The 23,270-nt window shown below is 61.8% G+C and carries 22 protein-coding genes; 6 read left to right on the forward strand and 16 right to left on the reverse strand.

The window, feature by feature from the left end; translation table 11 throughout:
• Positions 1-519: 519 nt before the first annotated feature.
• The 5 genes from HWX34_RS14860 (at position 520) to HWX34_RS14880 (ending at position 7,796) form a co-directional block, all read left to right on the forward strand.
• A complete protein-coding gene (locus HWX34_RS14860; RefSeq protein ID WP_178972970.1) occupies positions 520-3,513 on the forward strand; it encodes a hypothetical protein in 2,994 nt (997 codons plus the stop codon).
• Complete coding sequence (gene pgaB, locus HWX34_RS14865) at positions 3,510-5,471, forward strand: poly-beta-1,6-N-acetyl-D-glucosamine N-deacetylase PgaB (RefSeq protein ID WP_178972971.1); 1,962 nt, start codon at positions 3,510-3,512, stop codon at positions 5,469-5,471. The genes HWX34_RS14860 and pgaB overlap by 4 nt, the downstream gene beginning before the upstream one ends.
• A 12-nt stretch (positions 5,472-5,483) precedes the next feature.
• Positions 5,484-6,737 (forward strand): poly-beta-1,6-N-acetyl-D-glucosamine synthase, encoded by a 1,254-nt coding sequence (pgaC, locus tag HWX34_RS14870; RefSeq protein ID WP_178972972.1) that lies wholly within the window; start codon positions 5,484-5,486, stop codon positions 6,735-6,737.
• Positions 6,727-7,170, forward strand: a complete 444-nt coding sequence (gene pgaD / locus HWX34_RS14875; protein WP_178972973.1) for a poly-beta-1,6-N-acetyl-D-glucosamine biosynthesis protein PgaD — start codon at positions 6,727-6,729, stop codon at positions 7,168-7,170. Before pgaC ends, pgaD begins: the two co-directional genes overlap by 11 nt.
• Before the next feature lie 134 nt (positions 7,171-7,304).
• Positions 7,305-7,796, forward strand: a complete 492-nt coding sequence (locus HWX34_RS14880; protein ID WP_178972974.1) for a DinB family protein — start codon at positions 7,305-7,307, stop codon at positions 7,794-7,796.
• Positions 7,797-7,851: 55 nt separating this feature from the next.
• Here the strand turns inward: HWX34_RS14880 and HWX34_RS14885 are convergent, their stop codons facing one another.
• From HWX34_RS14885 to hybD, 16 genes are all read right to left on the reverse strand, one after another.
• Positions 7,852-9,291 carry a nickel-dependent hydrogenase large subunit gene (locus HWX34_RS14885; RefSeq protein ID WP_178972975.1) on the reverse strand — a complete coding sequence of 480 codons (1,440 nt, stop codon included), beginning with the start codon at positions 9,289-9,291 and terminating at the stop codon, positions 7,852-7,854.
• Positions 9,288-10,289, reverse strand: coding sequence for a HupU protein (locus HWX34_RS14890; protein ID WP_178972976.1), 1,002 nt, complete (start codon positions 10,287-10,289; stop codon positions 9,288-9,290). Before HWX34_RS14890 ends, HWX34_RS14885 begins: the two co-directional genes overlap by 4 nt.
• Complete coding sequence (locus HWX34_RS14895) at positions 10,273-11,712, reverse strand: sigma-54 dependent transcriptional regulator (RefSeq protein WP_045845138.1); 1,440 nt, start codon at positions 11,710-11,712, stop codon at positions 10,273-10,275. Before HWX34_RS14895 ends, HWX34_RS14890 begins: the two co-directional genes overlap by 17 nt.
• A 96-nt stretch (positions 11,713-11,808) precedes the next feature.
• Entirely contained in the window at positions 11,809-12,849 is a 1,041-nt protein-coding gene (gene hypE / locus HWX34_RS14900; RefSeq protein ID WP_178972977.1) for a hydrogenase expression/formation protein HypE, read from the reverse strand.
• The gene (gene hypD / locus HWX34_RS14905; protein ID WP_178972978.1) at positions 12,846-13,964 is read right to left on the reverse strand and encodes a hydrogenase formation protein HypD; all 1,119 of its coding nucleotides are present in this window, start codon (positions 13,962-13,964) and stop codon (positions 12,846-12,848) included. The genes hypE and hypD overlap by 4 nt, the downstream gene beginning before the upstream one ends.
• Complete coding sequence (locus HWX34_RS14910; protein ID WP_178972979.1) at positions 13,961-14,188, reverse strand: HypC/HybG/HupF family hydrogenase formation chaperone; 228 nt, start codon at positions 14,186-14,188, stop codon at positions 13,961-13,963. Before HWX34_RS14910 ends, hypD begins: the two co-directional genes overlap by 4 nt.
• Positions 14,189-14,233: 45 nt before the next feature.
• Entirely contained in the window at positions 14,234-16,546 is a 2,313-nt protein-coding gene (gene hypF / locus HWX34_RS14915) for a carbamoyltransferase HypF (RefSeq protein ID WP_178972980.1), read from the reverse strand.
• A gap of 3 nt (positions 16,547-16,549) precedes the next feature.
• Positions 16,550-17,560 (reverse strand): hydrogenase nickel incorporation protein HypB, encoded by a 1,011-nt coding sequence (hypB, locus tag HWX34_RS14920; RefSeq protein WP_178972981.1) that lies wholly within the window; start codon positions 17,558-17,560, stop codon positions 16,550-16,552.
• A gap of 72 nt (positions 17,561-17,632) precedes the next feature.
• Positions 17,633-17,974 carry a hydrogenase maturation nickel metallochaperone HypA gene (gene hypA, locus HWX34_RS14925; protein ID WP_178972982.1) on the reverse strand — a complete coding sequence of 114 codons (342 nt, stop codon included), beginning with the start codon at positions 17,972-17,974 and terminating at the stop codon, positions 17,633-17,635.
• Positions 17,967-18,980 (reverse strand): hypothetical protein, encoded by a 1,014-nt coding sequence (locus tag HWX34_RS14930; protein ID WP_178972983.1) that lies wholly within the window; start codon positions 18,978-18,980, stop codon positions 17,967-17,969. The genes hypA and HWX34_RS14930 overlap by 8 nt, the downstream gene beginning before the upstream one ends.
• Positions 18,977-19,441: a [NiFe]-hydrogenase assembly chaperone HybE gene (gene hybE / locus HWX34_RS14935; protein WP_178972984.1), complete on the reverse strand. Its 465-nt coding sequence runs from the start codon at positions 19,439-19,441 to the stop codon at positions 18,977-18,979. Before hybE ends, HWX34_RS14930 begins: the two co-directional genes overlap by 4 nt.
• On the reverse strand, positions 19,438-19,662 hold the full coding sequence (locus HWX34_RS14940) for a rubredoxin (RefSeq protein ID WP_178972985.1): 225 nt from the start codon (positions 19,660-19,662) through the stop codon (positions 19,438-19,440). Before HWX34_RS14940 ends, hybE begins: the two co-directional genes overlap by 4 nt.
• Complete coding sequence (locus HWX34_RS14945; RefSeq protein WP_178972986.1) at positions 19,662-20,525, reverse strand: hydrogenase expression/formation protein; 864 nt, start codon at positions 20,523-20,525, stop codon at positions 19,662-19,664. The genes HWX34_RS14940 and HWX34_RS14945 overlap by 1 nt, the downstream gene beginning before the upstream one ends.
• Positions 20,522-20,962, reverse strand: a complete 441-nt coding sequence (locus HWX34_RS14950) for a hydrogenase (RefSeq protein WP_178972987.1) — start codon at positions 20,960-20,962, stop codon at positions 20,522-20,524. The genes HWX34_RS14945 and HWX34_RS14950 overlap by 4 nt, the downstream gene beginning before the upstream one ends.
• A complete protein-coding gene (locus HWX34_RS14955) occupies positions 20,962-21,285 on the reverse strand; it encodes a HypC/HybG/HupF family hydrogenase formation chaperone (RefSeq protein WP_178972988.1) in 324 nt (107 codons plus the stop codon). The genes HWX34_RS14950 and HWX34_RS14955 overlap by 1 nt, the downstream gene beginning before the upstream one ends.
• Positions 21,285-21,893 carry a HyaD/HybD family hydrogenase maturation endopeptidase gene (gene hybD / locus HWX34_RS14960; protein ID WP_178972989.1) on the reverse strand — a complete coding sequence of 203 codons (609 nt, stop codon included), beginning with the start codon at positions 21,891-21,893 and terminating at the stop codon, positions 21,285-21,287. Before hybD ends, HWX34_RS14955 begins: the two co-directional genes overlap by 1 nt.
• Before the next feature lie 517 nt (positions 21,894-22,410).
• Between hybD and HWX34_RS14965 the strand changes: the two genes are divergently transcribed.
• Positions 22,411-23,214 carry a ShlB/FhaC/HecB family hemolysin secretion/activation protein gene (locus tag HWX34_RS14965; RefSeq protein WP_255496977.1) on the forward strand — a complete coding sequence of 268 codons (804 nt, stop codon included), beginning with the start codon at positions 22,411-22,413 and terminating at the stop codon, positions 23,212-23,214.
• Positions 23,215-23,270 lie beyond the last annotated feature (56 nt).

Raw genomic sequence — 23,270 nt, forward strand, 5'->3', positions numbered from 1 at the left:
CGCGTGGCAGTTAAACTTTTCACGTGGAAATAATTTAAATGATTAACTTTAAAATTAATGGTAAAAAGAAAAATTTTTTATAGTAATAACAGGGTGTTGAAAAAAATGCGTAAATTGTCATGGATTTGCTATACTTGCTGCCTAGAATTCAGCGCCAAATCGATAGAATCCGAAGGCAATCCATTGCCACGTGCTGGCTCACTCAGATGGTCTTTCAGCTTGAATGGAATGAAATCATCCGTTTTTACGGATTAATTAAGTTTCCATTGCTGTCTTTTGTCTCTCTAGTTTAGAGACGTGAATGACGTTGTTTTGTTGGGGATTTCACAAGGGAATTCCTGCGCAAAAATTAAATGACAAATAAATTTAATCTCTTGTTTTTAATGAAAATTTCATTAAATGGTCATGCGCAGACAAGAGGTGGCAAGCGTGCGCGCAGTTGTTATGTGATTTCCGTGTAGGCCATGGCAGTGCCCGCCGGATGTTCTTGTGTTTCAAACAAACCAGACTGAAACCGCTATGCGAAAACTAGTCTTGGCCATCAGCATGGCCTTTGGCGCACTGGCTGCCTCGGGGGAGGCTGCGCCGTTGTGGAAGAGCAAGGCCTACGATGCAGCCATCATCCAGGCCCGGCAAGGCAATACCCGGCCTGCGCTGCAAATGCTGGAGCAGGAGGCGGGCAAAGGCCCGCTGGCGGAACCCTTGCTTAACGACTACATCACCTTGCTGTGCTGGGACCAGCAGTACGCCAAGGCCATCAAGGCAAGCCAGGGCAGGGAGGATCAGCTGCATGCCGATACACTGCGCCTGTTGGCGGCCAATCTGCGCGGCCGCAAGGATTTTGCCAATGCCAGCCGCCTGTATGGCCTGGCCAGCGTACGTGGTGGCGATATCAGCACCAGCATCCAGCAGGCCATGAGTACGGCAGAGGGCGGCGACATTACCCGGGCGCTGGACATGCTGAATCAGACCAATCCGCTGTCGCACGACGATGCACGGGAACTGACCCGGGCGCGGGCTTATGTACTGATGCTGCATGGCGATCAGGCCCGTGCGCTGGATTACATCCAGGACAATCTGCAGCGCTATCCGGCAGACCAGGTACTGATGGCCTTGAAGCAGGATGTGCTCACCCGGCTGGGATTGCCGGATCTGGATGCCAAAGGCGGTGCCGAACTGGGCGAGCAGGACAAACAGCAGATTCTGAAAGTCTCCACCATCGAGTTGCAAGGCGCTGGCGATTTCACCACTGAAACCTACAAGCGCCTGATTCCGGCTGCTTCCTTCTTCAATAACTACGTTCTGCTGTTAAGCCAGAAAAACCATCTGAACAGCGCGCTGGACATTGCCGCGAAGAACCCCGCTTTGCTGACCCGCAAAACCCTGGCCGTGCTACAGCAAACCAGCGACAGCCAGGGCCAGCCGGCCCAGCGCGCGCAGGTGCGGCAGTGGATCAGCCAGTATTACGGCATTGACGGTGATGATGCCGGGACGCTGGTTGACAGCAGCGGAGCCGCCCCGGTCAGCCCCGAGCTGGCCGAAGTCCGTGCGCATGCCGATGCCTTGCGTCGTGAGGGCGCTTATGCGCAAGCACTGGTGTATCTGAGCCGCTGGCAGGCCCGCTATGCGGACGATCCGGTGCTCAATGCCCAGTACCGCAGCGTGCTGGCCAGCCTGCAAATGCTGGATGCCCAGCAAGCCTTGCTGAGCCGCCCGGCACTGCCGGGGCAGGACCCGCGCTGGTCGCTGGATCAGCAACGTGGCTTGCAAGCCATCGAATGGGCGCAGGTGCGGGCGGATCTGGATGAAATCCGCGAGATGCAACACATGCTGGACCAGGCCCTGGAGCAAAATGCCCGCTGGCTGAACGCCCCCGGCCTCAGCCCGGCCATGCAGGCCAGAACCATTGATGTACGGCTGCAATTATTGCAGCGGCGCGGTCGGCCGGACGATGCCGTCCAGCTGTTCGAACAGCATCCGCAGCTGGCTTATACCGCCAGTGCCTATGGTGCGGTGGCAGCGTCTTATCTGGTATTGAAGCAGCCGGAGAAAGCGGCCGGACTCTTTGGCAAAGCACTGGACCAGGCACGACGCGGCGACCCCAAGGCCGAGTGGCAAGTGGGCCTGGCCTATGCCCAGCTGGAATCGGGCCAGTACAAGGCTGCCAGCCATTCCATGAAAGATGCCTTGCGCACCACGCCGCGCAGCAGTGCCGACCCGCTGACCGGCAATCAGCGTTTCAACCCGGACTATCTGTCGCTGGCCTATCACCAGGCCATGATCACCGCCTTTCTGGGCGATGTAAAAGGCGCGCAGCAGCAAATGGACAGCTTGCTGGACCAGGCACCGTTTGCCGCGCAAACCCGCATCGGCATGTCGCAGATTGCCCTGTTGCTGGAATCGCCCACCACCACCAAGGCCATGCTCAAGCGCCTGGCGGTGGACGACGGCCCGGAGAAAAACTGGGACGTGATGGTGGGGCAGGTGGAGGCCGACCTGGCGCGGCAGGACTTCCAGCAGGCGCGGCGCTTGCTGGATGAACTGGAAACCATGCCGGTGGACTCGGCCGAAAGCCGACTCAAGCTGTCCGAACAGCAAGAGCAGTACCGCGCCCTGATGGGGCCGGAACTGGTAGTGGAGGCCGGGCACGACCTGGGCAGCAGCCAGGGCACCAGCATGCACAATGCCTATGACAGCCAGACCCGGCTGTACAGCGCCACCTATAACAACCTGCGCGTGTTTGCCCAGCACCAGTTCCAGACTGCCGACTTTACTTCTACCACCGGTGTAGGCACGGACAAGGTGCGTTTTGAAACCGCAGGCCTGGGGCTGCAATACCGCAGCCAGTATGGAACAGGTGAAATCGGCGGCTTCAGCCAGCTGGATGGCCATGCCATGCAAGGCGGTTTTGCCGGGTTCGACTGGACGGTGAGCGACAACTGGATGCTGGGCCTGCGCTACGAGAAAAACAGTATGGCCACGCCACTGGAAGCCCGTCAGAGCGGGGTGTATGCCAATCGGCTGCTGGGCAAGGTGGAATACAAGCGTGACGACCTGACCACGGTGGAGTTTGAAGCGTCGCAAATGGACTTCACCGACACCAACCGTCGCCAGGGTTTTGCACTGACCGTGAACCAGACCCTGATCAAGGGGCCGATCTATCAGCTCAACGGCATTCTGGAAGCCAGCACCAATCATAACGACGTGCTGGACACCGCCAACTACTACAGCCCGCACCGGGACCTGGATACCAGCCTCACCCTGATGAACGACATCACGCTATGGCGCTATTACGACAACAGCTTCCATCAGCGCATCGGCATCAGCGGCGGCCGCTATTACGAAACGGCCTTCGGCAGCAAGAACACCTGGGCCTACACCATCGAACAAGTCTGGGATTTCAAAAAAGGAGGGGAGATCCGCTACGGCTTCTCACGCTCCATGCACCCCTATGACGGGGTGTCGGACGGCAGCAACCGCATCTATCTCTTCCTGGACTGGAAAATCAAATGAAAAACCTGATCCGCATTCTGCTGCTGGTACTGGGCATGCTGTTGTCGCTGCATGTCCAGGCCAGCTCCGCCACTTCGAAACTGATCATCTTGTGCTACCACGAAGTGGCCGAAGATGCCCTGTCGCTGTCCGACCCGTATGCGGTGGATGTGCAGCTGTTATCCAAACAACTAGCCTGGATGAAAGGACAGGGTTATCACTTTGTCAGCGTGGATGACATTCTGGCCGACCGCAACGGCAAGCGCCCTTTGCCGGAAAAGGCCGTGCTACTGAGCTTTGACGATGGTTACCAGAGCATGTACAGCAAGGTGTTTCCCATCCTCAAGCAGTTCAAGGCACCGGCCGTGGTGGCGCTGGTGGGCTCCTGGCTGGTACCGCGTGACGACCAGGAAGTGCAATACGGTGACATCTGGGTGCCACGCAGCCGTTTTCTGAGCTGGGATGAAATCAAGGAAATGAAAGCCAGCGGGCTGATTGAAATTGCCAGCCATTCCTATGCCATGCACAAGGGGGTGATGGCCAATCCGCAAGGCGGCTCCGAACCGGCTTATACCAGCCCCAGCTGGAGTGAGGGCAAGTACGAAAGCTACGACGCCTACCTGGCCCGTGCTGCCGCCGACATGAAAAAGAACAGCGACTATCTGGCGGAAAAACTGGGTGAACGCCCGCGGGTGATGGTGTGGCCTTATGGTGCTTATAACTTCCGGGTGACCAAGTTGGCCGGTGAACTGGGCATGCCCGTCACCATGAGCCTGGACGATGGCATCAACACCGGCAAAACCCCGCTGGAAGCCATGCGCCGTGTGCTGATGGACGCCCGTACCAAGATTCCGGAACTGGCCTTCCAGTTTCACCAGCTGGAAAAGTTTCCCGACGGTGTGCGCCCGGAATCCAGCCGCATCATGCATGTGGACCTGGACTACATCTACGACCCGGACCCGGCCCAGCAGAACCGTAACATCGACGCCCTGCTCGATAGGGTCAAGGCCATGGGCGTGAGCACCGTCTACCTGCAAGCCTTTGCCGACCCAAAAGGCAGTGGCGAGGCCGAGGCGCTGTATTTTCCCAACCGTTACCTGCCCATGCGCGCCGACCTGTTCAACCGCGTGGCCTGGTCGCTGGACACCCGTTGCGACGTGAAAGTGTATGCCTGGATGCCGCTGCTGGCGTTCAAGCTGCCTGACAGCAACCCGGTTTCCTCCAAGCTGGTGCTGGCTGCCTCGCGTGACGGTTCGCCGCCGCAGGTCAAAGGCTATCGCCGCCTGTCACCGTATTCGGCCGAAGCCCGCGCCACTATTCGTGGCATCTACGAAGACCTGGCCCGTGGCGCGCACTTCCATGGTCTGCTGTTCCATGACGATGCCACCTTGTCTGATGATGAGGACGTCAGTGCCGACGCCCAGGCTTGGTATCAGAAGCAGGGCCTGCCGCTCAACCCGTCCGAGGCCCGCAAGGACCCGGCCACCCTGGCACGCTGGACCAGCGAAAAAATCAAGCGGCTGGACGACTTCAGCCTGGAGCTGGCCGACATCGTGAAAATTTACGAACCGGCACTCAAGGTCGCGCGTAATTACTACGCTCCGGTGGTGCTCAACCCGGCCTCGGAAACCTGGTTTGCCCAGTCCTACCGCAGTGGTTTGCAGAATTACGACTACGTGGCGGTGATGGCCATGCCTTATATGGAAAAGGCCGACCAGCCCAAGCAATGGATGCAGACCCTGCTCAACGACGTCAAGGATATTCCGGGCGCGCTGGATAAAACCGTGTTCGAACTGCAAGCCACCAACTGGCGGACCAATCAGCCAGTACCGACTGAAGAACTGGTCGATACGGTGAATACCCTGCACGAACAAGGCGCGCGCCACTTTGCCTACTACCCGGACGATCAGTTCAAGGACCAGCCCAAGCTGTCGGTCATCCGGCGGGTGTTTTCCATGAAATCCAATCCGGCTGAATAACAGGAGACCACGATGAGCACGCTGATTGCAGTGATTCTGGCCTTCGCCTTCTACTACCCGCTGTTCATGGCCTGGTTGTGGATGCAGGGGGCGGTGTTCTACTACTGGCATTACGAGCGCAAGGACCCGCCGGTTTCCCAGCCGCCGGCTCTGGATTACCCGCCCATTTCGGTCATCGTTCCTTGCTACAACGAGGGGCAGAATGCGCGGGAAACCATTGGTGCGGCACTGGCGCTGGACTATCCGGATTTCGAAGTCATTGCCGTCAACGACGGCAGCACCGACGACACCGGCAGCATCCTGAACGAACTGGCGGCCAGCAACCCGCGCCTGAGGGTGATTCACCAGTCACCCAACCAGGGCAAGGCGGTAGGGCTGAATACCGCACTGGCTTTCTCGCGCAACGAATACCTGCTGTGCATTGACGGCGATGCGGTGCTGGACCCGTACTCCGCCAAATGGCTGCTGCGGCATTTCATCAGCTCCCCGCGCGTGGCTGCGGTTACCGGCAATCCGCGTATCCGTAACCGCACCACGCTCTTGGGGCGGCTGCAAGTGGGCGAATTCACCGCCATCATCGGCCTGATCAAGCGCGCCCAGCGTGCCTATGGCCGCTTGTTTACCGTGTCGGGGGTTATCACCGCTTTCCGCAAATCCGCAGTGATCGAAGCGGGCATGTGGAGCGAAGACATGCTGACCGAGGACATCGACATCAGCTGGAAGCTGCAACACAAACACTGGGCGGTGCGCTTCGAACCGCATGCGCTGGTGTGGATCCTGATGCCGGAAACCCTCAAGGGTCTGTTCAAGCAGCGGGTGCGCTGGGCCAAGGGCGGTACCCAGGCGCTGATGCGCAATGCCTGGGTGTTCACCAGCTGGCGGCACCGTTACATGTGGCCCATCTACCTGGAGTATTTCCTCAGCGTGGTGTGGTCGTACAGCATGGCCTTCGTCATTTGCTACTGGCTGGCGTCGCTGATCTTGCCCGGCATGCTGCAACCCATCTCCAGCCCCTTCCTGCCCGGCTGGTACGGCCTGCTGCTGGGCTATACCTGCCTGACCCAGTTTGCCGTGAGCAAGGCCATCGACAGCCAGTATGACAAAGGGCTGGGCAGGAATTATTACTGGATGATCTGGTATCCGCTGGCGTACTGGTTACTGAATGTCGTGACCTCGGTGTACGCCTTTCCGCAAGCTGTCATCAGAAAGAAAGGGACCCGGGCCCGCTGGACCAGTCCCGATCGGGGAGTTCATTATGGAAAATAGTGCCGACCAACTGATTATCGAAGCGCCGCACCTGCTGTCGCCACCGCAGCGCTTCTTGTCCTGGTTTCTCACCACGCTGGGCTGGGTAGCCTGGTGCTATCTGTGGCTGCCGGCATGCCAGTGGTGCGCTGACGTATTACAGTCCGGAGGCATATTCGATTCCGCCCGCAGCAGTGGCGAGCTGGTCACGCTGGGTATCTATACGCTGATTGGCGTCACGCTGGGTACCGCCCTGGTGGTATGGGCCATGTCCAGTTACTACAAGTACAAGGGGGTGGACCGTCGCAAGCCGCGCGGTAATGCCAGACCGCAAGATGTCGCCCGGCAGCTGGGCATTCCGCTGAATGTATTGCATGAAGGACAAGGCCGGCAGGTCATGGTGGTACATCATCTGACAGATGGCGGCATTGCCCGCGTGGAAGCCCTGGGCTGATTGCTTTTCCTGTCTATCTGCAACCCCGTCAGGCCCGGCAAGGGCGGGGTTTTTTGATGACAGCGCGGGCTTGCTGATGCCACACGCGCTGTCGCATGGCATCATATGACATTCACCATGACCGGACTCCCACCATGTTTGCCCATGCTTTTGCTTACAAACAGTGGGCCGACCAGCGCACGCTGCAGGCCGTCGCCACACTGGATGCCACGGCGCAGTCCGCTGCGCTGGCTTTTGTCTGCCAGCAGCTCAACCACATGCTGATAGTGGAAGAGCTGTTCCGCGCCCGCTTGCTGGGCCTGCCCGCGCCGCATGCCGCCACCAATACCGTGTCACTCCCTGCACTGGACGAACTACAAAGCCGTCTGCATGCGTCGGACAACTGGTTTGCTGACTATGCCACAACACTGGCACCCGCCAGCCGTGACGAAATCATCCGTTTTGTGTTTGCCGATGGCCAGGCCGGCAGCATGAGCCGGGAGGAAATCCTGTTTCACATCATTAATCACGGCACCTACCACCGTGGTGCCATTGGCCATGCACTGGAGCAGGCCGGGGCAGCGCGTCCGGCGGATACCTATACACTCTACATCCATGCGGCCGAACCCCAGCGCCGCGGGGATTGAAGCGTATTGGCGTGGCTGCGCCACCCGCGTGGCAGCAGGGTTTGTCTGCTGACCCTTAGTGCGTGGTGCACACCTGACAGGGGTCGAAACTGCGCACGATGTGCTGTACCTGCAAGGCTTGCGGGTCGCTGGCTTCCACCCCTTCCAGTGCTTTTTCCAGTGGACCGGGCAGGCCCTGGCTGTCGCGCGGCGAGAAATTCCATGTGGTCGGGGCGATGATCTGGTAACGGCTGATGCGCCCGGCATCCACGGCCACCCAATGCCCCAGCATGCCGCGTGCCGCCTCGGTCAGGCCGATGGCTTGGCTGTGTTGTGGCTGGGTGGGGGTGGCCAGCTGGAATACGTCATCCAGTTGCAGTGCGGCCAGCCCTTGCTCCATCTGCGGCACGATGCGCGCCACTTCGGTGAGGCGTGCTACCACCCGGCTCAGTACATTGCCACCATGCGCTTGCACTAATGACTGCAACAGCGACTCGCCACGCAGCAGGCCACGCGCCAGTGCGCCGGTTTCGGCGGCGGTACCGGCAATGCGTGGCGCTTTGCTCCAGCTATACCCTTCGGCCTTGTCCGGCAATGGCACCGTGTCGGTGTGCAATGGCGTGGATGGGCCTTCGCCAGCGAGCCAGCTGCTGTGGTTGTCTTCGCTGATGTCGTCCAGCGCCAGCGGCTGGCGGCTACCATCCTGCCATAGTCCTGCCGGGCTCCAGCAGCCATCAGGGGCGGTGTAGGCATCGGCGGCAATAAAACGGTCGTAGCTGCGGCCCAGCGTGTGCAGTTGCAAGCTGTCAGCAATGTTGAGGAAGCAGGTGAAGTCAGACTTTGGCGCTTGTGCGCGATAGTGGGCCAGCGCCGCGGGGGAATCCAGCGCGGCAATGGCTTCCAGCGGCAGACCGAAGGTGTGCTGTTCCAGATAACGGCGGAAGCTGCGCAGCCATTGCTGCAAGCGCACTCGTTCGGCCGCGCTCACCACCTTGGTGACACCGCCTGGTTGCAGGCACAGCGTGTGCGGCCAGTGGCCGGCCAGGCTGCCCATGAAACGCATCAGGATGGCGCGTGCCTCCAGCATGGGGGCGACGGCGCTGCCGCGCTGGGCCTGGAAACGGCTGAGCACTTCTGCATGCCAGGGTTGGGACTGGTAGTCGGTGCGGGCGAAGTCCGGCATGAAAAACAGGTAGAAATGGCTGAGGTGGTCGGCCACGTTTTCCACTGCGTGGATCAGGTTGCGCACATGCAGGCCGTTAGGCGGCGGGCTGATGCCATACAGGGCTGACAGTGCATTGGCTGCTGCCACCGATTGCGATACCGAACAGATGCCGCAGATGCGCGGCACGATGGCCAGCGCATCCAGCGGCTCGCGGCCCAGCAATATCCGTTCGAAACCGCGAAACAGCGGCGCGGTGACACGGGCGGCACTGACCTTGCCATCGGCAAAGTCCAGCGTGATGTTCAGATCGCCCTCGACACGGTTGAAGGGGCCAAGAATGCGGCGGCTCATGCTTTGTTCTTTTTCGGCAGGGAAGGTGGCACAGTCAGGCGGTCGCGGGTGGCATTCTGCCGTACCCGGGCCGGCGTGGCGGATTTGGACAACGTAGCCAGCGCAACAAACCAGGCCTTGGGCATGTCGGTGGGCAGGCCCACGGGAAAACCCGCTACCTGCGGTGTGCTGAAGAAACCATGGCCGGGGTCGGCAAAGTCCGGCGCGGTGCAGTTGATGCAGGGATAACCGCCGGTGAGGCAGGAACCCTCGCCATTCCAGCCACGGCTGTTGCAGTCTGCATGGGCCTGGGTGCCCTTGCAGCCCACGTGTTCCATCAGGCAGCCCATCTGGCCCGGCGCGGTGGCGCTGGCCTTGAATTCGTAAAATTCGTTCTTGTCGCAGCCGTGGTGGACCAGCTTGTCGGCGTAAAAGCGTGGCCTGCCCAAGGGGTCGAGGTCGCTGGCTTTCAGGCTGTCACTGGCCAGCAAGGCCAGGGTTTCCAGCACCCAGCCCGGATGGGTGGGGCAGCCGGAGATATTCACCACCGGCAGTCCGCCTGCGGCGTGAAAATCCCCCCCCAGCAGGCCGCCCGGATGGTTACCGCTGTGGTTCAGTCCGGTGGCACCAGTCAGGTTGTCACCCGCAGCGCTGATGCCGCCATAGGCCGCACAGGTGCCCACGGCGATGACTTGCCGGGCGCGGCGCGCCAGCTGTTCGATCAGCGTGCTCATGCTTTGGCCGTCCGGCAGCAGGTGAAAGCGCCCGGCGGCACCGGTCATCACCGAGCCTTCCAGACACAGCATATCGAGCGGTTCGCGGCCATCGGCCAGTGCTTGCAGCAAGTGCATGGCTTCATCCAGGCTTTGCTCGGCAAAACTCGGGTGCCAGATCAGCTCGATGCCGATGTCTGCCAGCGTGGTAAACAGGCTGGGTGATTCGGCATTCAGCAGCGACAGGGTACAGCCGCCGCAGCCGCCGGATTGCAGCCACAGCAGGCGTTTATTTTTCGAGGCCATAGCGGGTCAGCTTGTTGCGCAGGCCGACGCGGGACAGTCCCAGCTCGGCGGCGGCGCGGGTTTTGTTCCAGCGCAGCCGGGTGAGGGTTTCGCGCAGGATCTGCTTTTCCAGTTCTTCCATGCGGGTTTTCAGATCACCCGGCAGGCCGGACAGAAAAGCCAGCTCGGCAACCTGTTCTTCGGCGGCGGCTTGCAGCACTTCGGCGGACAGCAGCTCGGCCCCCAGCCGGTCTTCGTCGCTCAATACCAGCATGCGGTTGATCTCGTTGCGCAGCTGGCGCACATTGCCCGGCCAGCGGTAGTCCTGCATTGCCTGCAAGGTGTCCGCGCCAAAATGGGCGGCCGGACGCTGATAGTGCTGGCAGGCTTCTTCCAGCAGGCTGTGGGCAATCAGCGGAATGTCCTGCGGCCGGTCACGCAGCGGCGGCACGCTGACGGTAAAGGCGGACAGGCGGTAGTAGAGGTCTTCGCGAAACTGACCGGCACGCACCAGTTCGGGCAATTGCTTGTTGGTGGCGGACACCACGCGCACATTCACCTTGAGCGGGCGCGGGCTGCCCACCGGGCGGATTTCGCCTTCTTGCAGCACACGTAGCAGCTTGGCCTGAAAGGCGGGCGAGGTTTCGCCGATTTCATCCAGGAAAATGGTGCCGCCATCGGCTTGCTGAAACAGGCCGATGCGGTCCTGATAAGCCCCGGTGAAGGCACCGCGCTTGTGGCCGAACAGCTCGCTTTCCAGCAGTTGTTCCGGCATGGCGGCGCAGTTTTCCACCACGAAGGGGCGGTCGCGGCGGTGGCTGGCATAGTGCAGCGCACGCGCCAGCAACTCCTTGCCCACGCCGGATTCGCCCTCAATCAGCACGGCGATGTCAAACGGTGCCACGCGTGACAGCAGCGCGCAGATCTTGCTCATGCTGCTGTCCGGCGCACGCACGATATTGTCCATGGCCGAGCGTTCGCGCATTTGCTCGCGCTTGCTGTCCACCCGCACCTTGAGCCAGGGTTCGGACGATTTGAGCTCCACGTTCAGCAGCTCGTTTTCCTGCTGCAGGCGGAACAGCTCCACCGCGCCCTGCACGGTAAGCAGCAGCGATTCCGGCCGCCACGGCTTGAGCAGGTACTGATAAATGCCCGCCTCGTTAACGGCGGCAATGATGTCGGCGTTGTCGGTGTAGCCGGACAGGATGATGCGGATGACTTGCGGGCAGCGTTCGCGTACCTGCTTGAGAAACTCCACGCCACTCATGTCCGGCATGCGCTGGTCGCTCACCACCACCTGGATGAATTCCGAATCCAGAATGGCCAGCGCCTCGGCTGCACCATTGGCGGTAAACAGGGTGAAGTCGTCTTCCAGCGTGCGTTCCAGGGCTTCCAGAGAGCGGATTTCATCGTCCACCAGCAAGATGGCGGGTTTGGCGCGCATTGTTCTTGTTCCCCTAGCTGTGTTCTGTACAGTGTTCTGAATGGCGCGGGCGGGCAGGCCCGTCATTTATTATTGCTTGCAGTATCGGACAATGGCCTAGCAAATGCGCGGCAGCATTTCGCCGCTCAGCCAGTCCAGCAGGCGTTCGCCGCCAAAATCGGTTGCCACGCGTACAAACTGGTGGGCATCGGCTACCACCTCGCCAATGATGGCTGCCTGCTGCCCCAGCGGGTGGGCGTGCAGTGCCGCCAGTGCCGCTGCCGCCTCTGCTGCCGGGCAGATGGCCACCAGTTTACCCTCGTTGGCAATGTAAAGCGGGTCCAATCCCAGAAATTCGCAAGCCGCGCGCACGCTGGCCTGTACCGGAATGGCACTTTCCTGCAGGCGCATGCCCACGCCGGATTGCTGGGCGATTTCGTTGAGCGTGGTGGCCAGGCCGCCACGGGTGGGGTCGCGCATCAGGCGCAGGCCGGGGCTGGCGGCCATCAGGTCGGCAGCCAGCGTGTGCAGGGCCGCGCTGTCGGACAGAATGGGGCTGCCAAAGCCCAGCCCTTCACGCTGTGACATCACCGCCATGCCATGATCGCCCAGCGTGCCGGACAGCAACACCACATCGCCGGGGCGGGCCTGATCGCCGGACAGCTTGACCCCGTCGGCTACCACCCCCACGCCGGTGGTGGAGATGAATACGCCATCCCCCTTGCCGAGCTCCACTACCTTGGTGTCGCCGGTGACAATGGCCACCCCGGCTTCGCGTGCGGCGGCAGCCATGGAGCGCACGATGCGCGCCAGATCAGCCAGCGGCAGGCCTTCTTCCAGAATGAAACCGGCGGACAGATACAAGGGCGTCGCACCGCCCATGGCCAGGTCGTTCACCGTGCCGTGTACCGCCAGGCTGCCAATATCACCACCGGGGAAGAACAAGGGGGAGATGACATGGCTGTCAGTAGCAATGGCAATGCGTCCGCCCGGTGGCGGCAGGATGGCCTGGTCATTACCCTGTGCCAGCCAGTCGTTGGCAAACTCGGCGGCAAACAGCTCGCTCACCAACTGGGCCATGGCGCGGCCACCGCTGCCGTGGGTGAGGTTGACCAGACCGTGCTTGAAGTCGAGCGGACGGGTGTAGGGCTTGCTCATGCCGTGGCTCCCTGTACGAAACGGCCATAGTGGTAATGCGCGGCACAGGCCCCTTCGCTGGATACCATGCAGGAACCCAGCGGGTTGTCCGGCGTGCAGACAATGCCGAATACCTTGCAGTCCTGCGGCTGCTTCTGGCCACGCAGGATGGCACCGCACTCACAGGCCTTGTGGTCCGGCACATGGCGGTAGGGCAGGGCAAAGCGCAACTCGGCATCGAAGTCGGCAAAGTCCGGGTGAATGGCCAGTGCAGAGTGCGGCACCTGGCCCAGTCCGCGCCATTCGAAGCTGTCGCGCAGCACCATGGTTTGCGCCACCCGCTCGCGCGCTTTCTGATTGCCTGCGTGGGTAACGGCGCGGGTAAACTGGGTTTCCACCTCGGTACGACCCTGATTGATCTGCTCCACCAGCATGGCCACCGCTTGCAGTACATCCAGCGGCTCGAACCCGGCAATCACCACCGGCTTGGCAAACTCCTCGGCCACGGCGGCATAGGGTGCGCTGCCGATGACGGTGCTGACATGGGAGGGGCCGATAAAGCCGTCCAGCTGTACCGCATCGCCCGCGGCCAGCAGATGGCGCATGGCCGGAGGGGTAAGCACGTGGTTGCAGAACACACTGAAATTGGTCAACTGCTCCTGCCGCGCCTGGATGAGTGCCAGCGCGGTGGGCGGGGTGGTGGTTTCAAAGCCGATGGCAAAGAACACCACCTGTTTGTGCGGGTTGTCACGGGCAATCTGCAAGGCGTCGTTGGTGGAGTACACCATGCGCACATCGGCACCTTTGGCGCGCGCCTGATACAAGCTCATCTTGTTTGATGCCGGAACGCGCAGGGTGTCGCCATAGCTGCACAGGATGACATCGGGCCGCAGCGCCAGCTCGATGGCCGAATCCACACGGCCGATGGGCAGCACGCATACCGGGCAGCCGGGGCCGTGAATCAGCTTGATATTGTCCGGCAGCAAGCCGGTGAGCCCGTAGCGGGCAATGGCATGGGTGTGGCCGCCGCAGAACTCCATCAGCCGGTATTCGCGCGCCGGGTCCACCAGGCGGCTGATTTGTGCAGCCATGCCACGGGCAACGTCGCCACGGCGGAATTCGTCAACATACTTCATGCTTGCTCCCCTGCGGCCAGTTGGTCCATCAAGGCCAGGGTGCGGGCGGCTTCGTCCGGGTCCAGCTTGCCGATGGCATAGCCTACATGCAGGATGACGTAGTCGCCTTGCTGCGGGCTGTCGATCAGGGCGACCGACACTTCACGGCTGACGCCGTCCACGTCCACCACTGCCATGTCGTCGGGCAGTAGCTGGCTGATTCTTACCGGCATGGCCAGGCACATATTGTTTCTCCTTGTTATTGTGTTTGCGCTGCACAGGCTGGCGCATCAGCACCATTGCTGCGCATTACCCTGCAGCAGCCGCTGGCGGGCCACCCAGGCCTGACCCAGACTCAGGCCGCCATCATTGGGTGGCAGCTGCTGTGCGGTATGGATTTGCAGTCCGGCATCGCGCAGCAGCGGCAGCAGGGTATTCAGCAAGCGGCGATTGGCGCAGCAGCCACCGGCCAGCACCAGTTGCCGGATGCCGGTGGTACTGGCGGCACGTTCGGCCCAGTCGGCCAGCGCATGCGCCAGGGTGGCATGCCACAGGCTGGCGATGGCCACCGGGTCGCTCAGTTGTAACAGCTGGTGGGCCAGCGGGGTGAGGTTGAGCAGATTGGCCGGTGAGACCTGCCAGCCTCCCGCCAGTGGCACACAGGGTGCGGCCAGTGCTTCCAGTTTTTGCGCGGCTTCGCTCTCGAAGCTTTGCTGCGGGCAGATGCCTGCCAGGCCGGAAATGGCGTCAAACCAGCGGCCCATGCTGGTGGTGTCCGGGCAGTTGAGCCCGGTTTCCAGCTGGCGCAGCAGCATGGGCAGGCCGGGGCGCTCGCTCAGGTGCTGCGGCAAGGGCTGGTCGCTGGCCAGGCGCTGCCACAAGCCCACGGCCATGCGCCAGGGCTCGCGCGCGGCCTTGTCGCCACCGGGCAAGGGCAAGGGGGTGATGTGGCCCATGCGCTCGCAACTGGCCCCTTCCAGCATCATCAGTTCGCCGCCCCAGGCACCGCCGTTCTTGCCCAGGCCATAGCCGTCCAGTGCCAGACCCAGCGTCGCGCCTGACAGGCCATGTTCGGCGATGACAGCCGCCAGGTGGGCATGGTGGTGCTGCACCGGCAGTACCGGGATGCCCAGCTGCTGTGACCATTGCTGGGCCAGCTGGCTGGAAAAACTATCGGGTTGCAGATCGCAGGCAATGGCTTGCGGGCTGACGCCGGTGAGGTCCAGCAGGTGCTGGGCGGTGTGTTCCAATGCCTCGCAACTGAGCGGGTGGTCCAGGTCGCCCACATATTGCGAGACAAAAGCCTCGTTGCCGCGCAACACCGTCGCCGTGGTCTTGAGATAAGCGCCCAGCGCCAGCACATCCGGCCCGCTGTCGGCCAGCGGCAATGGGGCCGGCACGAAGCCACGGGCACGGCGGTAGAACAGCGGCTGGCCGTCTTGCAGCGCCAGTACGCTGTCGTCGCAGCGGGTGACGATGCTGCGGTTGTGCAGCAGAAACACGTCGGCCACCTTGTTCAACCGTTCGCGTGCTTCCTGATTACTGGTAACAATAGGCTCGCCGGACAGGTTGGCACTGGTCATCACCCAGCTGCGTCCACAGGCTTGCTCGCGCCATTCTTCACCTTGCGGACGGCCCAGCGCTTCGTGGAACAGCAGCCATTGCAGCGGGGTGTAGGGCAGCATCACGCCGATGGCGGCAATGCCGGGCGCGATGTCTGGCATCAGCCGGTCGGCTTCCGGCTTTTTTTGCAGCAGCACGATGGGCCGCTCCGGGCCTTGCAGCCAGGCGGCTTCCTGCGGGCTGACTTCGCAAAAGGCACGGACGGATTCCACATTGAGCGCCATCACCGCCAGCGGCTTGCCGGGGCGATGCTTGAGCTCTCGCAGCCGCGCCACCGCCTCCGGATTGGTGGCGTCGCACACCAGATGAAAACCGCCGAGGCCCTTCATGGCAATGCTGCGGCCCATCTTGAGGATTTGCCAGGCACCGTGCAGCGGGTCGCCATTCAGGGGGATGCCAAAGCGGTCGGTCAGTTGCAACTGCGGGCCGCAGTCCGGACAAGCGGTCGGTTCAGCATGAAAGCGGCGGCTGTGCGGGCTCTGGTATTCGCTGCGACAGGTCGGACACAGCAAAAAGGGCAGCATGCTGGTGTTGGCCCGGTCGTAGGGCAGGCGATGGGTGACGGTGTAGCGCGGGCCGCAATCGGTACAGTTGATGAATGGGTAGCGATATCGGCGGTCAGCCGGGTTGAACAATTCGGCGAGGCAGGCCGGACAGGTGGCACTGTCGGCAGGCAGACGCGCCTGGGTGGTGTTGCCGCTGCTGCTGCGGATTTCAAAGCCGTCCTCGTCCGGCAGCGGGTCCAGCAGGGTTTGCTGCATGCTGTCGATTTGCGCAAGCGGCGGCAGGTGCTGTTGCAGTTGCTGCTGGAAGGCGGCTAGCTGGCTGCTGCTGCCTTGCAGTTCCACCGTCACGCCTTCGCCACTGTTGTGTACAAAGCCGGACAGGCCTTCCGCCTGGGCGGTGCGCCAGATGAAGGGACGAAAGCCCACTCCCTGAACCCGGCCGCGGATGGCCAGTCGCAAGCGTTGTGTCGGCATGATTCAGCTACGCTCCTGCAACTGTTGTTCCAGCGCGGCAATCTGCTGGCGCAGGCGGGCCACTTCGCGTTGCTTCACCAGCTGGGCATCGTTCATTTCCAGCAGCAGCCAGTCTATCCACAAGTCCATTCCGTCGCCGCTTTTGCTGGACAGCTGCAATACCTTGATTTTCGGGTTGATGCGACGGGCGTTGGCAATGCACACGTCCACGTCGAAATCCAGATGGCGCAGCAGGTCTATCTTGGTCAGCAGCATGATGTCGGCGGCGGCAAACATATCCGGGTACTTCAGCGGCTTGTCCTCGCCTTCGGTCACGGACAGGATGGCCACCTTGTGCGCTTCGCCCAGATCGAACGCCGCCGGGCATACCAGATTGCCGACGTTTTCGATCAGCAACAGGCTGTCATCCGCCGGGTTCAGCTGCTCCAGCGCCTGGCCCACCATGTGGGCGTCCAGATGACAGCCCTTGCCGGTGTTGATCTGGATGGCCGGTGCTCCAGCCGCGCGGATGCGCTCGGCATCGTTGCTGGTTTGCTGGTCGCCTTCCACCACGTATACCAGGGTGTCGCTGCCCAGCTGGCGGATGGTTTCGGCCAGCAGGGTGGTTTTGCCCGAACCGGGGCTGGACACCAGATTCAACGCAAAGATGCCGCGGTCGCGCAGCCACTGGCGGTTTTGTGCGGCATAGCCATCGTTCTTGGACAGGATGTCCTGCTCGATCTTCACCATGCGCGCCTGGCTCAGGCCCGGTGCATGGGCATGGGCGGCACCCTGGCCGTAATGCAGCGCCGCGCCTCCCGCCTGCTGGCTGAGCGTGGGTTGGTGCTCTGCCGCCTTGGCTGCCGGGCTTGCCGGTGCCGGGTGGGCATGATGATGTGGGTCGTGGTCGTGGTCGTGGGAATGGCCATGGTCATGGCTGTGCGCATGGTGCGGGCGATACGGAAACTTCACACCGCCGGGAGCCCGGCCTTCAATCTTTACATTGCCTTTGCTGCAGCCGCAAACGGTACACATTGCTGCCTCTCCTTTATTGTCATTCTGATGGCAGTGGCCGGTGGCCACTTGCCGGTATTCATGGTGCGGGGCTTATTCCACTTCCAGTTCGCTGACGCGCATTTCATCGCCACCGGTTACTTGTACCTGATGCTTGCCGCACAGCGGGCAGGCATCAAAGCGGGCATGGACGGCCACTTGCTGGCTGCAGGCCAGGCACCAGCCGGCACCGGGCTGGCGCACAAAGTGAAAGCGCGCGCCATCGGCCAGCGTATTGCGGCTGACCACTTCCAGGCAAAAATCCAGTGCTTCCACTTCCACCCCGGCCAGCTCGCCAATACTCAGCCACACCTGTTTGACGCGGCTGAAGTCCTGCGTCTTGGCCTGGTCTTCCAGCAACTGGACAATGCCTTCGGCCAGTGACATTTCATGCATATTCGGTTTCCTTGCTCACGCTGTATGCCACACAGGGGTCGATCAGGCTGATCTGGCGCTGCCATTCTGCGGCAGTGGCGTCAGCCAGAAAACCCAGACTTACCCGCAATACCCCTTCCGGGTGCGCATGCCACAGCGTGGGCGGCAACACCCGATACCGGCTGATACGGCCACTTTCATCCAGCGCCGCCAGATGCAAAAGCGGGCCGCGTGCGGTTTCTACCAGCGCCAGGGCGCCATCGGGCAGGCTGGCGGCACTGGCGCGCAATGGCTGTGTGCCGCTCAGCCAGCGCGCCAGTTGCAGCAGCCGCGCCAGCAGTCGTGCGCGCGGGTACAGGCCTTGTTGCAGCAAGCCGGGCAGTTGGGTGGCTTCACGCGCCAGTGGGCTCACCTCACAGGCTTGTCCCTGCCATACCGGCCCGCCGGGGCGTAGCCAGTCGGCCAGATGATCCGCCAGCATGTCAGCGTCAAGTGGCGGCAACAGCACACAGCCGGGCAGCGGCTGATCCAGCATCGCCAGCCAGCGCGCCGGGGCGGTATGGCCTGCTGTCAGCCAGGCCTGCCAGCCGTCTTCTCCGCGTTGCAGCCATTGCGGGCAGTCTTCGCCGTAGACAAAGGACTCGGCCAGAATGCGCAGCGCAGGCAAGTCCTGTGCAGTGCGCCATTGTGCGGTCCACTCTGCCGCCGCCGGTGCGCCGTCAAAAGCCTGCGACCAGTCCAGCAGCAGCTTGCGCAGGGTTTCGCGCGCGGCTTCCAGTGTCAGCACGCTACGCTGTGCATTGCTTGCCATGGCCTGCTGACCGGCTGCCTGTTGCAACACCAGTCTGGCGGCCAGGCTCTGTGCCCTGGCACACAGGGTAAACAATAAAGGCGTCATGGCCTCGACTTGCGCTACGGACTGGCCGATGAACAGGCGCTCGGCCTCCATGCGCGGCCAGCTTACGCGCACGGCAGGCGCGCTGTCCTTGTTCTGGCTCAGGACAATGTGAATCTTGTCGGGCTTCATGCGCGCAATCCAAACAGGCGACGGCGGGACAAATCCGGTGCGGCGGGCTGTGCTGGTGGAAACAACAGCTTGAGTACTTCTTCCGCCGTAGCACAGGCGCTGGCCTGATCGGTAAATTGCAGCACTGGCGAAAACAACGAGCACAGCCGGTAGTCGCCCAGTGCGTCTTCATGGCCAGCCATGAAGGGCAGGGCGTCACCCGGCAGCGCCACCACTACCTCGCCACCGGGCGGTACCGGCGGCAGGCTGTCGGCAGCAGCGGGCAGCAGCAGCAGGTTCATGAACCAGGGGGTGAGCAGCACGCCCACCCATAGCTGTCCGTGCGGGCCGTCCCACTGCTGAAAGCCGATGGACTGTACTTGCAGTGCCGGATTGAGGATGGGGATGCCCTGCATGCGCGTCTGCTCGATCTGGCGGAACAGCTGTTCCAGTTGCAGGCTTGGGTCAAGGTCGGGATTCATGCCGGGCTGTCCAGCACCATGAACTGCTCGCGCGCGCCGTCACACACTGGGCAGCGCCAGTGTTCCGGCAGGGCGGAAAACGGCGTGCCGGGCGGAATCTGCCATACATCGTCGCCCTGGGCCGGGTCGTACACCCACCAGCAGATCTTGCATTCCATGCGGGCATCGTCCGCCAGGCTGGCGTCGCGTCCCAGATAGGAGCCTTCAAAGCGCCCGTCCATCAGTATTCCCCTTGCAACCACTGCCAGGCTTCTTGCAGCCGGTCCAGCGAGTCGGCCAGATCATCGGCCGAGGCCAGCGCCACCTCTGGAATACGGGTGATTTCCAGCGTATCCAGCAAGATGCTGTTCATGCCGTTGAAGTACTGCACGCGCCAGACATTGGCCAGCGAGGTGGCCATGATGCGGCATTTGCCATAGCCACGCGAAAACACCCCGCTATTGCCCGGCCCCAGAATGGCATCCAGGCAGTCCATGTCGGCCGGGCTCATCGGCAGCAGCGAGAAGTTGATGATATGGGCCTCGTCGCTGGTGTTCTGCATGGCGGCGGCAATTTCGGTCAGCACTGGCCCGGCGTTCATCAGCTGCTCGGGCAGGGTGGGGATGTCCAGCGCGGCCTTGCCAAAAGCGCGGGCCGCCTGCCATACGGCGGCGGGAATCGGGCAGGCTTCGATACGGTCGGCCAGCAGCTGGCCATCGGCGCTGCTTTCCAGCACACGCCAGATGCCGGCGAATACCGACTCCTGCATGTCCAGTTCGCGCCCGTCCAGCAGTTTCACCCGACAGGACACCTCGCCTTCGCCCAGCAGCTGGTTGATCAGCTGGCGGTTGGCGGCGTCAAGCTGGCTGATGTCCTGCGCTGGGTAGTTTTCCGCATCCCCCTTGTAGCCTTGCAACTGGGAAATCAGCTCGGCAATCACCTGTTTGGCGGCATGCAGGTGTTCCACTTCTTCCGAAGTGGGCAGGGTGGGCTGGTCGAAGCTGTCGATTTCGCGCGGCAGCGGCATGTAGGCCAGGTCCGGGTCTTCCGGCTGCGAACCGGGGCCAAGGCCGACGACGGCGACGGGGAAGGGTTTGATGTTCATGCGCAACCTTTCTCGCTGCTGGCACTGGTAACCGGAATGCCGACCGAAGGCGGACGACGGGTGGGCGCGGTGAGCTTGTCGGCAAAGCTGTGCACGATGTCCGGCCAGTCTTGCAGACCGGCGATGATGCCCACGTATTCGCCCCGGCGCAAAAACAGCAGGGCGGGAAATTTCAGGATGCCAAAGCGTTTGGCAATAGCCTGGCTGGCCGGCAGGTTGGCATAGGCCACGCGGAAGGTGTCGGCGGGGAATTCACGCAGCACTTCCGGCACGATCACCACATTGTCCAGTACTTCCGGGTATTTCACCGGGTCGGCATTCAGCATCACGATCAGGTTTTGCGTGGCGCTGGCCAGGCTGTCCAGCCCGTCGGCATCCACGGCCAGGTAGCCGGTGTCCGCCAGTCTTTGCAGCAGATTGTCTTGTGGCGTGCTCATCAGGAGGGTTTCCTTTGTGCGTCGAATTGCGCTTGCAGATGCGGAGGGAGTTGCGGTTCGCGCTGATTGAGGTCGGCCAGATGGATGGCCGGGTCGAAACGGCCGTTCATGGCGGCGTCCAGTGCGGCCAGCGCGTCCAGAATGTCGGCTGCACGTTCGGCGCTTAGCACCTCTCGTGCTGCGCCCATGAATACCAGCAGCCAGTCACCGGGCTGTACTGCGCCCACCAGCGACAGGTCTACCGTTTGCCATTGCCCGGCGTGCTGACAGTCGGCCACCAGTTGGTGACAGCGTTCCACTTGCATGGGGATGCCCAGACACATCAGCCTTCTCCTTGCAGCACGCGGTCGTCGCCAATGCGACAGGCCAGTTCGGCGGACGGGCGTTCATCTTCATAGCGCTGCATGTCCAGGCTGGCGTGATTCAGCCGGTCGTCGTCCTGGCGGGGTGACAGGCTGACGCCCCAGTCCTGCAACTGCTGCACGGCCTGTTGAATGGCCGGTTCCAGCTGTGCACGCACGGGGTCGGTCAGGCTGCCGCCATAGTCTTCCAGCTGCACCGGCTGCACGCCGATCAGTACGATCTGGCCGGGCAGATTGCCTTTGAGGTCGGCCAGCGCCAGCACTTCGGAAAACCCGGTCTGGTGCAGGCTCATTTTCTTGGCGGTGAGATAGGCCGGTACGGCATCGTCGCGGTACACCTTGAGTGTGCCCGGCGTGAGGCCGAAGTCGATGGCGTCGAACAGGATCAGCCGGTCGGCCTCCTCCACATAAGGCAGCAGCAACAGGCCCTGGGTGCCACCGTCCACAACGTCGACGTTGGCGGGAAGCTGATAGCAGGCAAACAGCTGCTCGGCGGCGCGTACGCCAAAGCCTTCGTCAGCCCAGAGCAGGTTACCCAGCCCCATGATGGTGATGTGTGCGGTGTGCATGGTCTTGATACTGCTGTAACGGAGTGGGTTACAGATCAAGATTCATGCCAGTGCCGGGCTTGCAGGGAATGTGTGTCAGATCAGAGGTTTGGCGCTTATTCCATACGCAATGCAAGGACATAGACCTGACAAATGGAAAGTAAAAGTGCAAATCATCTAACCAGTAGTGATCAGATAGTTGCCGTGAGGCTGTATTACCGGAAATGGACATGGCTGATTCGGGAAGCGGCTGATGGTTTCATGCAGTACGACTTTTAACAATCAGTGACCGATGACAAAACACTGATACCGCGTGTCCCATTTGCCTTCTTGTTACCGCCTGCTTGCGCTGTGCCTGTGCCAGATCACCAGGGCATGGGCCAGCTCCCCGCTGGATACCGCTTCTTTGCCAAGCGCTGTGGATGACAAAGCGTCTGTCGCACAACACGCTGCTGCAACCCTGCCCAGTCAGGAAGAACCCTGCTTTCTGATCAGACACATCAAGCTTGCGGGAGAGCAGTCAGCGCATTTTCAGTGACTGCTACATGGTGCCGCCTTACCGGCCAGTGCCAGCGGTCGCTGTCTGGGCAGCCAGGACATCAGCCTGTTACAGCGGCGGATGCAGAACGCACTACTGGCACAGGGCTTTGTCACCTCACGTGTGTTGGTCAGCCCGCAAAATCTGAGCAATGGTCAGCTGGTGTTTACCCTGCTGCCGGGTTTCATTCATCAGATAAAACCCACTGCGGACAGCACGCCTGGGCTGCGGCTATGGAATGCCCTGCCTGCCAAGCCCGGATCGGTACTCAATCTGCGCGATATCGAACAAGGGCTGGAAAACCTGCAACGCCTGTCTCCGGTACAGGCGGACTTCCAGATTGCCCCGGCCAGCGCGGCTGATGCCCCACCCAATAGCAGCGACGTACTACTGAAATGGCAGCAACAGCGGCCATACCGACTGTTATTGCAGCTGGATGATGGCGGCAGCCAGGCTACCGGTGTGCTGCAAGGCAGTTCCACCCTGGCGGTGGACCATCTGTTGACGCTCAATGACATGCTCAACCTGTCACGCAGCCAGGCGCTGGGTGGTGGCCAGAACGGCGAGCGGGGATCAGAAAACAATGCGCTCAACTACAGCCTGCCGCTGGGCTACTGGCTGCTTGGTTTGACGCTGAGTGATGGTCGTTATCGCCAGTCGGTGGCCGGTGCCTATGAAAGCTATCTCTACCACGGCAAGAACGAGAGCACGGCGCTCACGCTATCGCGCCTGCTGCTGCGTGATGCTGACAGCAAAACCGGTTTCAGCCTGCAACTGTGGCAACGCAAGGCCAGCAGCTTGTAAATCGGCATGCAAAACTTTCCAGGTTTCCGGGGTGATCGGCATCCAATTCTTTCCAC

It is taken from the genome of Aquitalea sp. LB_tupeE (assembly GCF_013391415.1).
In the GTDB taxonomy this organism is placed as follows: Bacteria; Pseudomonadota; Gammaproteobacteria; order Burkholderiales; family Chromobacteriaceae; genus Aquitalea.

Bases quoted from the DNA above. Each gene is read 5' to 3' on its own strand.
- hypD (WP_178972978.1), bottom strand. From the start codon at position 13,964: ATGAAGTATGTTGACGAATTCCGCCGTGGCGACGTTGCCCGTGGCATG.
- hypB (WP_178972981.1), bottom strand. From the start codon at position 17,560: ATGTGTACCGTTTGCGGCTGCAGCAAAGGCAATGTAAAGATTGAAGGC.
- HWX34_RS14910 (WP_178972979.1), bottom strand. From the start codon at position 14,188: ATGTGCCTGGCCATGCCGGTAAGAATCAGCCAGCTACTGCCCGACGAC.
- HWX34_RS14880 (WP_178972974.1), top strand. From the start codon at position 7,305: ATGTTTGCCCATGCTTTTGCTTACAAACAGTGGGCCGACCAGCGCACG.
- hybE (WP_178972984.1), bottom strand. From the start codon at position 19,441: ATGAATCCCGACCTTGACCCAAGCCTGCAACTGGAACAGCTGTTCCGC.
- hypA (WP_178972982.1), bottom strand. From the start codon at position 17,974: ATGCATGAAATGTCACTGGCCGAAGGCATTGTCCAGTTGCTGGAAGAC.
- hypF (WP_178972980.1), bottom strand. From the start codon at position 16,546: ATGCCGACACAACGCTTGCGACTGGCCATCCGCGGCCGGGTTCAGGGA.
- HWX34_RS14860 (WP_178972970.1), top strand. From the start codon at position 520: ATGCGAAAACTAGTCTTGGCCATCAGCATGGCCTTTGGCGCACTGGCT.
- HWX34_RS14945 (WP_178972986.1), bottom strand. From the start codon at position 20,525: ATGAACATCAAACCCTTCCCCGTCGCCGTCGTCGGCCTTGGCCCCGGT.
- HWX34_RS14940 (WP_178972985.1), bottom strand. From the start codon at position 19,662: ATGGACGGGCGCTTTGAAGGCTCCTATCTGGGACGCGACGCCAGCCTG.
- pgaC (WP_178972972.1), top strand. From the start codon at position 5,484: ATGAGCACGCTGATTGCAGTGATTCTGGCCTTCGCCTTCTACTACCCG.
- pgaD (WP_178972973.1), top strand. From the start codon at position 6,727: ATGGAAAATAGTGCCGACCAACTGATTATCGAAGCGCCGCACCTGCTG.
- HWX34_RS14890 (WP_178972976.1), bottom strand. From the start codon at position 10,289: ATGGCCTCGAAAAATAAACGCCTGCTGTGGCTGCAATCCGGCGGCTGC.
- HWX34_RS14885 (WP_178972975.1), bottom strand. From the start codon at position 9,291: ATGAGCCGCCGCATTCTTGGCCCCTTCAACCGTGTCGAGGGCGATCTG.
- pgaB (WP_178972971.1), top strand. From the start codon at position 3,510: ATGAAAAACCTGATCCGCATTCTGCTGCTGGTACTGGGCATGCTGTTG.
- hypE (WP_178972977.1), bottom strand. From the start codon at position 12,849: ATGAGCAAGCCCTACACCCGTCCGCTCGACTTCAAGCACGGTCTGGTC.
- HWX34_RS14950 (WP_178972987.1), bottom strand. From the start codon at position 20,962: ATGAGCACGCCACAAGACAATCTGCTGCAAAGACTGGCGGACACCGGC.
- HWX34_RS14930 (WP_178972983.1), bottom strand. From the start codon at position 18,980: ATGAAGCCCGACAAGATTCACATTGTCCTGAGCCAGAACAAGGACAGC.
- HWX34_RS14955 (WP_178972988.1), bottom strand. From the start codon at position 21,285: ATGTGTCTGGGCATCCCCATGCAAGTGGAACGCTGTCACCAACTGGTG.
- HWX34_RS14895 (WP_045845138.1), bottom strand. From the start codon at position 11,712: ATGCGCGCCAAACCCGCCATCTTGCTGGTGGACGATGAAATCCGCTCT.
- hybD (WP_178972989.1), bottom strand. From the start codon at position 21,893: ATGCACACCGCACACATCACCATCATGGGGCTGGGTAACCTGCTCTGG.